The 14954-nt window shown below is 78.0% G+C and carries 14 protein-coding genes; 5 read left to right on the top strand and 9 right to left on the bottom strand.

What is annotated here, in order from left to right:
• Positions 1-38: 38 nt before the first annotated feature.
• Positions 39-377 carry a P-II family nitrogen regulator gene (locus K1J50_RS11605; protein ID WP_220117878.1) on the bottom strand — a complete coding sequence of 113 codons (339 nt, stop codon included), beginning with the start codon at positions 375-377 and terminating at the stop codon, positions 39-41.
• A 100-nt stretch (positions 378-477) separates the two neighbouring features.
• The gene (locus tag K1J50_RS11600; RefSeq protein WP_220117877.1) at positions 478-1266 is read right to left on the bottom strand and encodes a TorF family putative porin; all 789 of its coding nucleotides are present in this window, start codon (positions 1264-1266) and stop codon (positions 478-480) included.
• A 315-nt stretch (positions 1267-1581) separates the two neighbouring features.
• Here K1J50_RS11600 and K1J50_RS11595 point away from each other — a divergent pair, with 315 nt between their 5' ends.
• Positions 1582-2850, top strand: coding sequence for a UbiH/UbiF/VisC/COQ6 family ubiquinone biosynthesis hydroxylase (locus K1J50_RS11595; RefSeq protein ID WP_220117876.1), 1269 nt, complete (start codon positions 1582-1584; stop codon positions 2848-2850).
• Positions 2851-2983: 133 nt separating this feature from the next.
• On the opposite strand, the gene K1J50_RS11590 is transcribed toward K1J50_RS11595, so the two are convergent.
• The gene (locus tag K1J50_RS11590) at positions 2984-4141 is read right to left on the bottom strand and encodes a DUF2125 domain-containing protein (protein WP_220117875.1); all 1158 of its coding nucleotides are present in this window, start codon (positions 4139-4141) and stop codon (positions 2984-2986) included.
• Between the two features lie 113 nt (positions 4142-4254).
• Here K1J50_RS11590 and K1J50_RS11585 point away from each other — a divergent pair, with 113 nt between their 5' ends.
• Complete coding sequence (locus K1J50_RS11585) at positions 4255-4926, top strand: gamma-glutamylcyclotransferase (protein WP_220117874.1); 672 nt, start codon at positions 4255-4257, stop codon at positions 4924-4926.
• A 284-nt stretch (positions 4927-5210) separates the two neighbouring features.
• Here K1J50_RS11585 and K1J50_RS11580 read toward each other — a convergent pair whose 3' ends face one another.
• The 4 genes from K1J50_RS11580 to K1J50_RS11565 form a co-directional block, all read right to left on the bottom strand.
• Positions 5211-5966 (bottom strand): lysophospholipid acyltransferase family protein, encoded by a 756-nt coding sequence (locus tag K1J50_RS11580; RefSeq protein ID WP_220117873.1) that lies wholly within the window; start codon positions 5964-5966, stop codon positions 5211-5213.
• Complete coding sequence (locus K1J50_RS11575) at positions 5963-6607, bottom strand: YdcF family protein (RefSeq protein WP_220117872.1); 645 nt, start codon at positions 6605-6607, stop codon at positions 5963-5965. The genes K1J50_RS11580 and K1J50_RS11575 overlap by 4 nt, the downstream gene beginning before the upstream one ends.
• A 167-nt stretch (positions 6608-6774) precedes the next feature.
• Entirely contained in the window at positions 6775-7788 is a 1014-nt protein-coding gene (locus tag K1J50_RS11570; RefSeq protein WP_255575217.1) for a cell division FtsX domain-containing protein, read from the bottom strand.
• Between the two features lie 89 nt (positions 7789-7877).
• On the bottom strand, positions 7878-8714 hold the full coding sequence (locus tag K1J50_RS11565; protein ID WP_220117871.1) for a cell division ATP-binding protein FtsE: 837 nt from the start codon (positions 8712-8714) through the stop codon (positions 7878-7880).
• Between the two features lie 148 nt (positions 8715-8862).
• Between K1J50_RS11565 and K1J50_RS11560 the strand changes: the two genes are divergently transcribed.
• A complete protein-coding gene (locus K1J50_RS11560) occupies positions 8863-9318 on the top strand; it encodes a zinc-ribbon domain-containing protein (RefSeq protein WP_220117870.1) in 456 nt (151 codons plus the stop codon).
• A 303-nt stretch (positions 9319-9621) separates the two neighbouring features.
• Here K1J50_RS11560 and K1J50_RS11555 read toward each other — a convergent pair whose 3' ends face one another.
• Positions 9622-12318, bottom strand: a complete 2697-nt coding sequence (locus K1J50_RS11555) for a DUF4175 domain-containing protein (protein WP_220117869.1) — start codon at positions 12316-12318, stop codon at positions 9622-9624.
• Positions 12315-13667: a diaminopimelate decarboxylase gene (lysA, locus tag K1J50_RS11550; RefSeq protein WP_220117868.1), complete on the bottom strand. Its 1353-nt coding sequence runs from the start codon at positions 13665-13667 to the stop codon at positions 12315-12317. The genes K1J50_RS11555 and lysA overlap by 4 nt, the downstream gene beginning before the upstream one ends.
• Positions 13668-14103: 436 nt before the next feature.
• Here lysA and K1J50_RS11545 point away from each other — a divergent pair, with 436 nt between their 5' ends.
• Both K1J50_RS11545 and K1J50_RS11540 read left to right on the top strand, forming a co-directional pair.
• Entirely contained in the window at positions 14104-14697 is a 594-nt protein-coding gene (locus tag K1J50_RS11545; protein WP_220117867.1) for an alpha/beta fold hydrolase, read from the top strand.
• Entirely contained in the window at positions 14694-14831 is a 138-nt protein-coding gene (locus K1J50_RS11540; RefSeq protein WP_220117866.1) for a hypothetical protein, read from the top strand. The genes K1J50_RS11545 and K1J50_RS11540 overlap by 4 nt, the downstream gene beginning before the upstream one ends.
• Positions 14832-14954: the final 123 nt, after the last annotated feature.

Raw genomic sequence — 14954 nt, 5'->3', positions numbered from 1 at the left:
TGCGATGGTGGGTTGCGGGGGAGAGGCGCGGCGCCGGGCTACAGCGCCGCCACGTCGGTCTCGCCGGTGCGGATGCGCAGCGCGCGCTCGAGGTCGAGGACGAAGATCTTGCCGTCGCCGATCTTGCCGGTGCGCGCGGCGCCGGCGATCGCCTCGACCACGCGCTCGACGAGTTCGGCGGGCACGGCAACCTCGATCTTCACCTTCGGCAGGAAGCTCACCTGGTATTCGGCGCCGCGGTAGATCTCGGTCTGGCCCTTCTGCCGGCCGAAGCCCTTCACCTCGGTCACGGTCAGCCCCTGCACGCCGAGCGGGGTGAGCGCCTCGCGCACCTCCTCGAGCTTGAAGGGCTTGATGATCGCCATCACCAGCTTCATGGGATCGCATCTCCTGCGGCGCGCGCCGCCCTGACGCGCGCACTCCCGGCCGGGGACATCCAAGAGCCGTGCCAGGAGGGGGCGCGGGGCGGGCGGAGGGTCAGAAGGCGCGACTGACGCTGAACACGACGCGGCCGGCGCAGACCTTCTGGCCGCCGAAGCAGTCGGCGCGCGAGAGGGTCGTGTCGTACCAGCCGAGCGCGAGGGTGAAGCCGCCGGGGACGGGCCGCGACACGCCGACCGAGTACCAGAGGTAGTCCGGCGTGCCGAAGCGCGGGTTGCGGTCGATCCACTGGTAGGCGAGGCGGCCCGAGGCGGTGAATTCGAGGGGCAGGCTCACGTCCACGCCGCCCTCGAGGTAGAATCCGTTGCCCGACTGCGCCTGGAAGTTCGGCGACCAGTGGAAGGCGCCCAGCAGCTTGACCGGGCCGAACTCGCGGCTGGCACGCAGCGCGGCCTCGAAATACTCCAGGCGGAACTGGCCGGGGCCAGGGTCGTAGCCCGGGTAGTTGTAGAGGATGCCGCCGAGGTCCCAGGCGATCCCGAGCGCCTCGAAGCGATAGCCGGCGAAGGCGTCCACCTCCTGCCGGGCATTGGTGCCCTGGAAGGCGACATTGCTGGCGAAGGCGCCGAGATAGAGCCCGCTCTCGTGGGCGATCTCGGCCGTGCCCTGGATGGCGGGGCGGCTGCGGGTCTGGCTGATGCCGCGGAAGACGTAGTCGGTGACGAGGGCCGGCGTGGCGGTAAGGGTCAGTCCGGTCTCGCCGAGCGCGATCTGCGCCGCCGCCGGCGGGGCGGCGGCCGTCGCCAGGACGGCCGCGCCGAGCAGGGCCAGGGCCCTGGCCGGACGGGAGCTGCGGCGGTCGCGGCGGCAGGGGCGGATGGTCATGAAGGGGTCTCCTCGCGAAGGCAACGGCGTGGCGAGGGACCGGGAGCAATCGCCGTTCCAATGGGGCTGTCGCGCGCGAGCGCCGCCCGGCAAGGCAAGGCGCGCGATTCGCCCGCAAGTGGATGCCCGATGGGGCGGCGAATGCCTATGACGCGAACATCGTGCGTGATTTGCACATGTTCAGGTCATATGCGCGGTTCATGATCATCTGGTGCCGGCATCCCCGGCAGGACCCATGACGCGTGCGGCACCGCACTCGCCCCCTCCGCCCGCACCGCGGACCCGATCGCGACAAGCCGCCCGTTGCGGCGCATCATGCGCGCCATGACCAGCCCTCCCGACGATCTCGCGGTCTGCATCCTCGGCGCCGGGCCCGTCGGCGCCACGCTCGCCGCGACCCTCGCCGCCGCCGGCGTCCCGACCGCGGTGATCGACCGTCAGCCCCTGCCGCCGATGGAACTGCCCGCCTTCGACGGCCGGGCCTACGCCATCGCCCTTGCGTCCCGTCATGTCCTCGATGCCGCCGGGGTGTGGGAGCGCCTGCCCACGCCGCCCTGTCCGATCGCGGAGATCCGCGTCGCCGACGGCCGCCCGGGCGAGCCGGCCTCGCGCCTGACGCTGCACTTCACCGCCGCCGAGCTCGGCGTCCCCGCCTTCGGCTGGATGATCGAGGCCCGCGCGCTCCGCGTTGCCCTCAACGCCCGCCTGCCGCTGCTGCCCAATCTCCGCGTCTTCGCCCCTGCCGAGGCGACGGTCGAGCGCAACGCGCAAGGGGCGACCATCCGCCTCGCCGGCGGCGAGCGCCTCACCGCCCGCCTGGTGGTCGGCGCCGAGGGGCGCGACAGCCCGCTGCGCCGGCAGGCCCGCATCCCCGCGGCGCGCTACGACTACGGCCAGATCGGCCTGGTCGGCGCCATCGCGCACGAGAAGCCGCACCGCAATGTGGCGCTGGAGCAGTTCCTCCCCAGCGGGCCCTTCGCCCAGCTCCCGCTGAGCGGTCCCGGCTCCTTCGGCACCGCCGCCTTCCCCCACGCCTCGGCGATCGTCTGGTCGGAGCGCCGGGCGCTGGCCGAACGCTTCCTCGCCATGGACGACGCGGCCTATGGGCGGGAGATCGCCCGCCGGCTCGGCGACCATCTCGGCGCGGTACGGCCGATCGGCCGGCGCTGGTCCTATCCGCTCTCGGCGCTGCACGCCGCGCGCTACGTGGATACCCGCCTCGCCCTGGTCGGCGACGCGGCGCACGGCATCCACCCGATCGCGGGGCAGGGGCTCAACCTCGGCTTCCGCGACGTCGCCGCCCTGGCGGAGCTGGTCATCGCGGCGGTGCGCGCCGGGCACGACCCCGGCGCGCCGGCGCTGCTCGCGCGCTACCAGGCGATGCGGCGGCCGGACTCGCTCCTGATGCTCGGCGCCACCCACGCGCTGGAGCGGCTGTTCGGCAACGACATCGGCCCGCTCCGGCTGGTGCGCGATCTCGGCATCGCCGCCGTGGACCGCATCGGTCCCCTCAAGCGCTTCTTCGCCCGCCGGGCGATGGGGCTCGGGGTGACGGGCGGGCTGCTCGCCCCGGGCGGCGCCTGAGGCCGGCCGCCGGCGGCGCCGCCGCGTCCCGGGCCGGGCCCTGGGGCCGCTTTCGCCCCGCCGCGCCAGCCCTCGCGCGTCGTCTGTCGCGCCGCTTCGCGCTTCCGGCCGTCCGCGACCGGCTACCGGCTCTCTAGGGCGGGCGCGCCGGGCCGGCCGGTGCCCCGCCGGCGCCGCCTCCCTCCGCCCAGGCGAGCGGCGGGAAGCGCAGCAGTTGCAGCCGTCCGCCGAGCGTCAGGGTGCGCTCCTCGAGCGTCAGCGGCAGCTCGACCCGGGCCGGTCCGCCCTCCGGCGGGGTGCGCGCCAGCAGGCCGAGCACCGTCCGCGCGGTGAGGGCGCCGCGCGGCGTGACCATGCCGCCGGCTGCCAGCGCCTCGATCGCCGGGCCGATGCCGGAGAGCCGGATCGTCCCGGCGCCCATCGGCTGCAGCGCCTCGTCGAGGGTCAGCGTCGCCTGCGCCGCCGCCTCGACCGGCCCCCAGCGCAGCGTCAGGCCGCGGAGCTCGAGCGTGCCGCCCGCCTCGCGCCAGGCCTCGGCGCGCGCGGCCGGCTCCCGCCCGGCGGGGACGGGGCCGGTCAGCACCAGTTCCGCCGCCAGGCTCTCGGCACGGCGCGGCAGGGGGGTGCCGGCGGGCGGGGCGGCGCTCCCGGGCGGCGGGGGCGGCACGGCGATTCCTTCGGCCGCGAGGGTGAGCCGCACGGCCGGCTCGCCTTCGATCGCGGTGGTGCTGGTCTCGACCCGCGCCGCGGCCCGCTCGACCTCGACGGCGCCGGCGGCGGTGCCGGCGCGCAGCCGCAGCCGCTCGGCGTGCAGGTCGGCCTCGCGCGGCAGCACGCCGGATTCGAGCGGCAACGCGGCCTCCAGCCGGTCGGCGGCGAAGGGGATCTCGACCACGCCGAGGCGCAGCCGCTGCGCGCCGCCCGCCTCCACCAGCAGCCGGTCGAAACGCGGCAGGGCGACCCGCAGCACGACCGCCTCGGCCTGCCATTCCATGCCGCCGGGGAGGGTCGCGCCGCCGCCGGCGAGCCGGAACGCCGGGAGGCGCAGCGTGGCGGCGAGCGGCCATCCCCCGCGCTCGGGGGGGCCGTGCTGCACCTGCCAGCCGGCGGCGCGCCGGGCCTGGGCCCAGGCCGCGAACCCCTCCTCCACCCGGTTGCCGGCCCAGCGCCAGAGCAGCGCGTGGCCCGCCAGCAGCGCGGCCAGGCCGGCGAGGAGCACGCCGAGCAGCGGGATCGGGGAGGCGCGCGAGCCGGGTCTGGCAGCGCTGCGCCGCGTCGGCTTCACCGGCATCGTGGGCGCCTGTATAGCCGCACCTGCCGCGCCCTGCGCAACACCGCCCCGCCTCGCCGAAGCCCGCCCGCCGCCGCATCACCACCGCCGAGCACGTCCCGTTCCCCGCCGCGATGCCGTCGCGCCAGACCCTGCCGCTCGATCCCGACGGCGATCTCTACGTCTTCGCCTACGGGTCGCTGATGTGGCGGCCGGGCTTCACCCCGGCCTCCACGCATCCGGCCCTGTTGCGCGGCTTCCATCGCCGGTTCTGCCTGTGGAGCCACCGCTACCGCGGCACGCCGGAGGCTCCGGGCCTGGTGCTCGGCCTCGACCGCGGCGGCGCCTGCCGCGGCCTCGCCTTCCGGGTGCCGGGCGCGGAGGCGCCGGAGGTGCTCGCCTATCTCGACAACCGGGAACTGCCGGACGGGGCGGAGACGGTCTATCACCGTCGGCTGGTCCCCGTGCGGCTGCTCGATTCGGGGCGGTCCGTGCGCGCGGTGGCCTATGTGGCGAACCGGCAGTGCCGGCTCTACTGCGGCCGCCTCGCGCCCGAGGAGGCGGCGGCGGCGATCGCGCGCGGCCACGGGCAGATGGGGCCGAACCGCGAGTATCTGCTGAACACGGTGGCACATCTGCGGGCGCTCGGCGTGCGCGACGCCGGGCTCGACCGGATCGCGGCGCTGGTCTGGCCGGACGAGGCGCCGCAGGGCGCCGGGCCGGCAGCAGCGCGCCGCCTCCCCTGCGGCGCGCCGGAGAGGGCGGATCTGGCGGAGGCGATGCCGCCTCCGGCCCCGCTCCGCTGAGTCCGCCGCGTCACTCATCCACAGGGCGCGGGGGCGGGGCGACCGGCTCCGGGCGCATTCGCAGGCGCAGCATCGCACAGCCGGGCGCAGGGGGTGCGGCGGCACGCCGCACGCCGCGGCGGATGGGGAAAAACCGCGATCCGTCCGTGACTTGGCTGCGCACGCGGCCCGGACGCGCCGGCGGCGGGGAGAGGCGCAGCACGGCAAATTCGCATTCCGGCAAGTGACTTGGCGGTTAATGCTTCCTGATCACGCGAAGCGGTCACGCCGTACCATCCACCGCTTCATCCACAGCCCTCGCGCGACGGCGTCGCCGGCGCGAGGAGCCGCGCCGCCTCGCCCTCGATCGCCGCCTCCAGCCGCGCCATCAGCTCCGCCCGCGGCAGGCCGCCCGGCAGGGGCGGAAGGATCGCGACGGTCAGCGTGCCCGGCCGCTTGCGGAAGGCGCGGCGGCCCCAGAACCGGCCGCTGTCGGTCGCCGCCGGCAGCACCGGCACCGCGGGTCCGGCTGCCGCGGCGAGGGCGGCGACCCCCGGCTGGTAGGGCACGCGCTCGCCCGGCGCCGTGCGCGTGCCTTCGGGAAAGATCACCACCTGCGCGCCGCGCCCGAGCGCCGCCGCCGCCTCGCGCACCATGCGGCGCAGCGCCGCCCCGCCCGCGGCGCGATCCACCGCGACGTGCCCGCAATGCGCGGCGATCCAGCCCCAGAACGGAATCCGCAGCAGCTCGCGCTTCAGCACGTAGACGGGCCGCTCGAGCAGCACGAGCCAGACGATGGTGTCGAAGGCCGACTGGTGCTTGGCGGCGATGATCGCCGGACCGCCGCGCGGCAGGTGCTCCCTCCCGGTGACGCGCAGGCGGAGGCCGACAACGGTGCGCAGCAGCCACAGCACGCCGCGCGCCCAGCACCGCACGGCGCCCGCGGCGAAGCGCGGCGGCGCGGCGAGCAGCGGCAGCGCGAGCAGGGCCATCGTCGCCGTGAGGGCGAAGAAGGCCAGGTTGAAGAGCGCCGAGCGCAGCAGGACGAGGGTTTCGCTCATCGCCCGCCCGCCTCCCGCGGCGCCCCGGCGCGCGGCCCCGGCCGCGCCTCGCCGGCCGCGGCGCCGTCGCCGCCGTCGCGCGCCACCGCGAAGCGCGACAGGCCGGCGCCGGCGAGCAGGAATTTGGCGTACTCGCCGAGCAGCAGCGACCAGGTGCGCAGCCGCGCCGCCGCGCTCACGCCGCGCAGCGCGGGCGGCGTGACCGGATGCGGCACCAGCTCCACCCCGGGGAGGGCGCGGCGCAGCTCGAGCAGCGCGCGCGGCATGTGATAGCCCGCGGTCACCACGCGGAGCGAGCGGACCGTGCCCTCCGGCTGCGCCCGCACCCAGGCGGCGATCTCGGCGGCATTGCCGCGGGTGGTGGCGGCCGCGCGACCGACCGTGATCCGCCCGGCGAGGGGGGCGGGATCGAGGCCGGCGGCGCGCGCCAGGTCGGCGAGCCGGGCATCGCGGTGCACGCCGCTGATGACCATCCGCCGCGCGTGGCCGGCGGCGAGCAGGCGCAGCCCCGTCTCCACCCGCTCCCGCCCGCCGGTGAGCACGGCGATGGCGTCGGTCTGGCGGAACGGCGGGGGCTCGGGCGCGCGCAGCGTCTGGTTGACGAACCAGGCGAAGCCGCCGCCGAAGGCCCCCAGACTCATGAGCAAAAGCAGGGCGAGGCGGCGCAGCCAGGGACGGGCGGCAGCGGGGCGAAGGGGGAGCCCGGCGGCCGGCGGCGCGGCGTGCGCGGCCGCGGGCGATGCCGCCTCCGTGGGCGAGGCGGGTGCGTGCGAGGGATCGCGCGGCACCGGGTCGCCGGGCGCGGCCGTCACGGCAGCGTCCGCAGCCATCGCCGGACCGTGATCTGGGCCGTCGTCCAGCCGATAGCCCAGGCGAGCGCAGGAACCGCGAGAAGCGGGAGCCACGGCAGATCGGCGACGGCGAGCATGCCCGGCGCCGCCGCCAGCCCGGGCACCGCCGCGTCCCCGTCCCCGTCGGCGGCGAGCAGCGACGCCCCGAGCCCGCGCAGCAGCATCAGCACCGGCACCGCGGCGGCGGCCCCGAGCAGCCCGCCGGCCGCCGCAAGCCGGGCCGCGCGGCGGGCGAACTGCGCGGCGATCCAGCCGTCGCCGGCACCGAGCCCGTGCACCACCAGCACCGAGTCCCGCCGTGCCGCGAGCCCGGCGCGCACCGCGACCCCGACCGCCGCCGCGGCGACGCCGGCGACGAGCGCCAGGACGGCGAGCGCCACGCCGCGCACCGCCGCGGCCAGCCGGGCGAGGCGCGCGACCCACAGGCCGTGCGCCTCGACCTCGATGCCCGGCGCCGCCGTGCCGAGGCGCTCGGCCAGGGCGGCGGCCTCGGCCGCGGGCGCCCGCGCCAGGCGGGCGGCGGCCTCGGGGGTGAGGTGCAGCTCGATCAGCACGGGCAGGGGCAGGACCGTCTGCATCCCGGCGGCGGCCTCGCCGAGCCAGGGGCGCAGCAGGGCCTGGAGCCGCGCCGGATCCACCACCCGTGCCGCGGCGACGTCGGGCAGGGCGGCGAGGGCGGCGCGCACGGTTTCGGCGGCGTCGGCGCGGGCCGGCGGCAGCTGCACCGTCACCGCGGCGGCCGCCCCCGCTTGCCACCGCGCGGCGAGACCGGCCGCGGCGTCGCCGCCGGCGGCGGCGAGCGTGGCGAGCAGCGCCATGGCGGCGACCAGGCCGGGCAGCAGCCGGTCCGCCAGGGCGCGCCGCAGGCCGAGCGGATCGCGGCTGCGGCGCGGGCCGCGCCGCCGTCGCCAGGGCGTGGCGCGGCGTGCGGCAGGCGCCGCCGGCGCCGTGACCGGATCAGGGTCGCGCATGGCCCCTCCCGGTCGGCGCCGGGGCGGACGGGTGCCGCTCGCGCGGCGGAGGGCGCGCGCGATCGCCGCCGATCCGCCCCGGTGCCGGCTCAGGCGCCCGCATGGCGGAACCCGCTTACCCGGGCGGCCGGGGCGCGGGCGTCGTCCGGCGGTGCCCCGGCCGGTGCCGGCGCCGGCGCGTCCCGGCCGGGCTCCCCGCCCGGTGCCTCCGCCGGTCGGGGCTCCGCGCCGGCTGCCCCGACCAGCCGCCCTGCCTCGAGCCGCAGCACCGGGGCAGGATGGCGCAGGAGGAGCTCCTCGTTGTGGGTGGCGACGACGACTGTCGTGCCGATGCGGTTCAGCTCGATCAGCAGGGCGAGCAGCCGGCGCGCCTGCGCCGCGTCGAGATTGCCGGTCGGCTCGTCCGCGACCAGCAGGGCCGGGCGGGCGATCACGGCGCGCGCGATGGCGACGCGCTGCTGCTCCCCGCCGGAGAGCTCCGCGGGCAGGGCGTGCTGCTTGCCGGCCAGCCCGACCCAGGCGAGCAGCTCGGCGACCTCGGCGCGCAGGACGCTCTCGCTGCGTCCGGCAAGGCGCAGCGGCAGGGCGACGTTGTCGAAGGCGGAGAGATGCGGCAGCAGGCGGAAATCCTGGTGCACCGCGCCGATGCGCCGGCGCAGCAGGGCGAGGTCGCGGCGGCGCGCGCGCGAGACCGCGACGCCGAGCACCTCCACCTCGCCGCGCGTCGGCCGCAGCACGCACTGCATCAGCCGCAGCACGGAGGTCTTGCCCGCGCCGGAGGGCCCGAGCAGCCAAGTGAAGCTGCCCTCCGACAGGGTGAAGGTGAGATCGCGCAGCGTCTCGGGCGCCGCTCCGCCTGCGAAGCCCGGACCGGACCCCCTGGCGGGCGCGCCGTAGCGCAGCCCGACTCCGGTGAAGCGCAGCATGGCGGAGCGAAGGTCTGCCACGCCGGGGCGGCGGACGCCAAGCCTCGCGGCCGGCGGGGCGCGATTCCGCCCGCGCGCCCTATTGCGCCGCGCGCGGCTTGCGCCGACCTTGCAACGGAGCGTCAGGCCGGCCCGGATCCCCTCTCGCATGCGACTTACCTGCCCGAACTGTGCGGCCTCCTACGACGTGCCGGACCATCTGCTCGCCGGTGCGGTGCGGCGTCCGGTGCGCTGCACGCGTTGCGACGCGGTCTGGACCCCTTCCGCGACGGAGACCGAGGCGCCGGCCCCCGCCGCGCCCGCGCCCGAGCCGAGGCAAGCCGCGCCCGGCGGATCGGCCGGCATCCCGTCGGCGGCGGCCGGAGGCGCCGCCGTCGCCGGCGAGATGCCGTCAAGCCGGCCGCCCTGGCGCCTCGAGCTGTCGCCGGCCGCGCCCGAGGAAGCGCAGACGGCCGGCGGCGGTGCCCGGCTCGCGCTCGCCGCCGCCTGGCTGGCCTCGCTGGCGCTGGTCGCGGGCGGGGCGGCGGCGCTCTGGGCGTGGCGCGACGAGGTGGGCGCGCTCTGGCCGCCGGCGCGGCGCCTGTTCTCCTGGCTCGGCGGGTAGCGGCGCGGCGGCCCGGCGTCGTGCCGGGCGGCGAGGGCGCGGCCCCCGCGGGGCGCGGCGTCGCCGGGCCGGTCCGGCCCCGTCGCGCCTGGAGCCGTTCCCGCCCGGCGGTGCGCGCGGCCACGGCTCCGGCCTGTCGTCTGCCGCGCGGATTCACGCTCCCGGTCGTTTCCGGTCGTCCGCGATCCGCCTTAGCGGTCGCGGCGGGGGAAGCGTGACTGATGGTCCGCCGGCACCGGGCGGGGCCGCTGCCGCGAACCGGGGCGAGCGGGGACGGCGCCGGCGGTTGCGCGCGGGCCCGGCTCAGAACTGCTTCAGCAGGCGGTCTATGTATTCCAGCTCCGTCGGGGGACGCTCCTTCTGCGCGCCGCGGCGGCGCAGCTCCTCCTGGATGCGCCGGGCGCGCAGCAGCTCGGCCTCGTCCGGGACGCGGATGTCGGAGCCCTCGTCGAGGCCGCCCGGCCCCTCGCGGGTGCGGCGGCCGAGCGGGTCGCGGCCCGGCCCCTGCTGCCGCGCCTGGTCCCGGCCCTCGCCGCCGGGCAGGTTGTCGCCGGCCATGTCCTGCGCCTCGCCGTCCTCGTCGCCCTCCAGGGACATGCCGAACTGGCGCTGCATCTGCTGCGCCATCTGCCGGCCGCCTTCCTGCAGCTCGCGGATCGCGCGCTGCTGGTGCGGGCGCGCGTCGCGGCCGGCGCGCAGCGCCTCGTCGGCCTCGCGCATCGCCTGGTCGGCGCGGCCGAGGCTTTCCGGCACCTCGCCGGTGAGGTCGCCGAATTGCTGCATCAGCTCGCCGAGGGCGCGGCGCAGCGCGCGCTGGATGCGGGCGTCGCGCTGCGCCTCGGCCTGCTCCGCCTGGCGCTCGGCCTCCGCCTGGGGCGAGGACGGCCGCTGCGGCTGCTGGCGGCCGTAGGGCTGCGGGGAGAGGCGGGGGGAGAAGGGGTTGGCGCGGCGCTCCTGGGCGCGGCGCTCCTCCTCGGCCTCGGTGCGCCGCTCGCTGCGGTCGAGCATCTCGGCCTCGCGCCGCACCAGGTCCTGCACCACGCCCATCTGCTGCCGGCCGCGCTGGCGCTGGCGCTGCCGGTTCGGGTCCTGCTGGCCGGAGACGCGGCCCTCCTCGAGCGCGCGCAGCATCTCCTCGAGCTCCGCCAGCTCGCGCTCGACCTCCTCGGTGCGGCCCTCGCGCGCGGCGTCGCGCATGCGCTCGGTGCGGCGGTCCATGTCGCGCTGGTCCATCAGGCGCTGCTGCGGGTCGAAGGGCAGCGCCTCGTCGTTCTCGCGCTGCAGCCGCTCGGCCAGCGCCTCGAGGTGGCGGCGGATCGCCTCGCGCAGCGCCTGGATGCGGCGGTCGAGCTCGGCGCGGCGCTCCTGGTCGGCGCGGCGCTGCTCCTCGGTCTCGGGCTCGCCGCGCCGGGCGCGCTCCTCGGCCTCGCGGCGCTCGCGCTCGGCCTGCTCGAGCGCCTGGCGCAGCGCCTCGCGCGCCTGGGCCAGGGCGCGCGCGGTGCGGTCGGCGCGGCCTTCCTCGAGGGCGAGCGCCACCTCCCAGAGGATGGCCTGCACCTCGTCCACCGCCTCCGGCCGCGTGTCGCGCGCCAGGCGGTGGCGGGCGGCGCGCAGGGTGAGGAAGGTGGCGGCGTCGTCCTCGAACCGCTCCGGCGCGGCGGTGATGCGGTCGAGCCCGTCGCGCGCCGGGCCGCGCGCGGTGGGGTCGAGCGAGAGCCCCTTGCGCAGCGCGATCAGTTCGCGCGCGACGGGGTGGTTGAAGCTGCGCTCCGGCACGGTGGCGCGCGCGGTCTCGCTTGCCCCCTCCTGGCCGGCGCCGTCGCGGGCGACGAGGCGGAGCTCGACCTCCAGCCCGGCCCAGGGATGGGCGGAGAGGTCGGGCGCGACGGCGCCGCGCGCCTCCTTCACGCTGGCCCCGGGCAGGGCGAGCCCGATCACGTGCGGCGGCGCCTCGGGGCGGGCCCGGAGGCGCAGCTCGGCGCGCAGCGCGACCACGCCCCAGTCGTCCTCGGCCTGCCAGGGGATGCGCAGGCCGAGGCCGCGGCGGGCGCGCCCGGGCGGCTCGGGGAAGGCGGCGCGGGGCGGCGCATCGGCCTGCACCGCGAGCGACCAGGCGGCGACCAGGCGCCCGTCGCGCCGCACGCCGATCCGGCCGCCCGAATCGAGCGTCGTCTCGGCCGCGAAGCTGCTGCGGCCGGCGTCGAGGGCGTGGAACGGCTCCGCGGCGCCCGCGTCGCGCACCAGCTCCGGCACGCCGCCGCCCGCCGGGCCGCCGGAGAGCGCGACCTGCAGCCGGCTGCCCGCGGGCACCGTGGCCGCGCCGCCGGCGGGATCGAGGAAGACCGGCGGGGCGCCGGTGTAGCCGGGCGGGGTGATCCAGGCCTCCAACCGCAAGGCCGGCGGCGGGGGGGCCTTGGCGGCGAGGCTCGGCGCGACGGCGCGGCGCAGCCGCTCCGGCGCCTCCTCGCCGGCGATGGCGACGGCGGCGAGCAGGGCGAGCAGCAGCGCCGCGCGCAGGGCGCGGGGATCGCGCGCGGCGAGGCCGGGACGCGGCGGGCCGACCCTGAGCCCGCGCAGCGCCGCGGCCGCGCGCGCCTGGTGCGCCCGCCACAGGGCGAGCGCGGCGGGATCGCCCGCCCCGCCTGCCGGGCGGTCGGCGAGGGCGGCGAGCGGACGGTGGCGGAGGCCGGACTGGCGCTCCAGCCGCCGCTCCGCCTGCGCGGCATCGGGGGCGCGGAAGCCGCGGAAGCCGCGCCAGGCGGCCCCGCCGAGCGCGCCGAGGAACAGGAGCAGCGCGCCGAGATGCCACGGCCCCGGCAGCAGCGACAGCCAGCCGGTGAGCGCCACCACCAGCCCGAGGCCGAGCACACCGAGCGGCGGCCACAGGGCCGGCCACAGCGCCTCCCACCACAGCGCCGCGAGGGCGAGCCGGCGGCGGCGGGCGAGCCGACGACGCAGGTCCGGCGCGCCCGGCGGCGTGGCGGAGGCGGGGGCGGTCACGACCCCGGCTCCCGGCCGAGCCAGGGCGGCAGGCGCTGGCCGGCGAGCAGGGCGTCGTAGCCCTGGCGGTCGCGCACCACGGCGAAGCGGGCGCCGTCCACCAGAACCTCGGCCGCGAGCGGCCGCGCGTTGTAGGTGCTGCTCATCGCCGCTCCGTAGGCTCCCGCATCGAGGAACGCCACCAGCGCCCCGGGGCGCAACGCCGGCAACGCGCGAGCCCGGGCGAAGGTGTCGCCGCTCTCGCAGACCGGACCGACAACCCCGGCCGGGGAGAGCGGCGCCACCAGCGCCTCCGGCGCGACCGGCAGTATACCATGCCAGGCCTCGTACATCGCCGGGCGCACGAGATCGTTCATGCCGGCGTCCACCACCACGAAGCGGTGCGTGGCGCCGCGCTTCTCGCGCACGACGGAGGCGAGCAGCACCCCGGCCGGTCCGGCGATCCAGCGCCCGGGCTCGAGCATCACGGGCAGGCCGAGATCGCCGAGGGCGCCGCGGATCGCCCCGGCCAGCGCCTCCGGCAGCGGCGCCGGCTCGTCGCGGTAGGGGATGCCGAGGCCGCCGCCGCAGTCCACCCGCGCGACCGGCAGGCCGGCGGCGCGCAGCTCGCGCACCAGGGCGGCGACCCTGGCGTAGGCCGCGCGGTAGGGGGCCATGCCGGCGGTGATCTGGCTGCCGATGTGCACCGCGATGCCGACCGGCTCGATCCCGGGCAGCGCCGCCATGCGGGCGTAGAGCGCGGCGGCGTCGCTGATCGCGACGCCGAACTTGTTCTCGCTCCGGCCGGTGGTGATCTTGGCGTGGGTGCGCGCGTCCACGTCCGGGTTGACGCGGAGCGCGACCCGCGCGGTGCGGCCGAGCGCGGCGGCGAGGGCGGAGATCTCCTCGACCTCCTCCGCGCTCTCGGCGTTGATCTGCAGGATGTCCTCGGCCAGGGCGAGGCGGATCTCGCGCTCCGTCTTGCCGACGCCGGAGAAGACGATGGCGGAGGGGGGGATGCCGGCGGCGCGCGCGGCGCGCAGCTCGCCCTCGCTCACCACGTCGGCGCCGGCGCCCGCGTCGGCGAGGACGCGCAGCACGGCGAGGTTGGGGTTGGCCTTGACCGCGAAATGGACGGTCGCGGCGAGGTTCGCCTCCGCCAGCGCGCGGCGCAGCAGGCCGAGGCGGCGGCGCAGTGCGCCGGCGGAATAGACCCAGGTCGGGGTGCCCGCCGCCTCGGCGATGCGGGCGAGCGGCACCTCCTCCATCACCAGCCCGTCGAGGGCATGGCGCGAGAGGTGCGGACGCCGGGCGATCAGTTCGGCGAAGCAGGGGTCGTCGCCGCTCGCGGCGGGAAGGGGGGCGGCCATTCCGGCAAGATGGGGCGGCCCGGCCCGTGCCGGCAAGCGGCGGGCGGAGCCGCGCCCGGGCGCACGATCCGGCGCCTCCGGGCCGCCGCGGCGCGGCGCCCCACTTGGCCTGGCCGGGCATCCGGCCCGCTGCGGAACGGAAGGGGGTGCCGCGGACCTCGCCGGTCTCGGTCCGGGCGCCCTCCCGCTCCGCCGCTTCGGCAACCGCGGCCTGGGAGCCGGCCGAGGAGGGCGACGTCGCCGGCGGCGGGCGCGCGAGGCTCCGCGCAGGGGAAGGGCGAGAAGACCCGGCTTCCGCCGCGGAGGCCGCAACGGCCGGCGCCGCGGCGTTCGGGTCCTCCGGGAACCGGCGCGGCCCCGGCGGCGCCGCTCGGCACTTGCGCCGCCCGGCCCGCGCGCGGAAGCTTGCGCCGAACGGAAGGAGGGGCGAGCGCGCATGCCCCGGCCGGAGACCCGCTACGCGCGCAGTTCCGACGGCGCCCACATCGCCTGGCAGACGCACGGCGCCGGGCCTCTCGACCTCGTCTTCGTGCACGGCTTCGTCTCGAACCTGGAGCTGCACTGGGAGGAGCCGGGCCTCGCCCGCTTCCTCGCGCGCCTCGGCGGCTTCGCCCGCGTCGTCCGGTTCGCCAAGCGCGGCACCGGGCTTTCCGATCCGGTCGCGGACCTCCCGTCGCTCGAGACGCGCATGGACGACGTGCGCGCGGTGGCGGACGCCGCCGGGGTGGAGCGCGCGGTGCTGCTCGGCGGCTCGGAGGGCGGGCCGATGTCCATGCCGTTCGCCGCCGCCTGGCCGGAGCGCGTGCGCGCGCTGGTCCTCTACGGGTCCTACGCGCATTTCCACCCGGCGGTGCTGCCGCCCGACCGGCTGGAGGCCTTCGTGCCCGTCTCGACGCCGAGTGGGGCAGCGGCGCCTCGCTGCGCTATTTCTCGCCGGGACGGCTGGACGATCCCGCCTGCCGCGCCTGGTGGGCGCGCTTCGAGCGGCTCGGCGCCAGCCCGCGCGCCGCCGTCGCGCTGGCCCGCATGAGCGCGCTGACCGAGGTGCGCCACGTGCTGCCCGCGATCCGCGTGCCGACCCCGGTGATCCACCGCACGGGCGACGTGCGGGTAAAGATCGGGGCCGGGCGCGCGCCGGCCGCCGCCATCCCGGGCGCGCGCTAGGTCCTGAACCCAAACTGCTGGACGCGACGGGCTGGGATCTGATTCAAGTTCCCTGCTGGACGGGAGCTTGGCATGTCGCGGTTCGATCTGAGTGAGGCGGAATGGCGGATCATCGAGCCTCTG

The sequence above is a fragment of the Caldovatus aquaticus genome (assembly GCF_019458025.1).
Classification (GTDB): Bacteria; Pseudomonadota; Alphaproteobacteria; order Acetobacterales; family Acetobacteraceae; genus Caldovatus; species Caldovatus aquaticus.
Note: the sequence above shows the minus strand (reverse complement) of the source record. Positions and strands in the feature narration are given on the sequence as shown.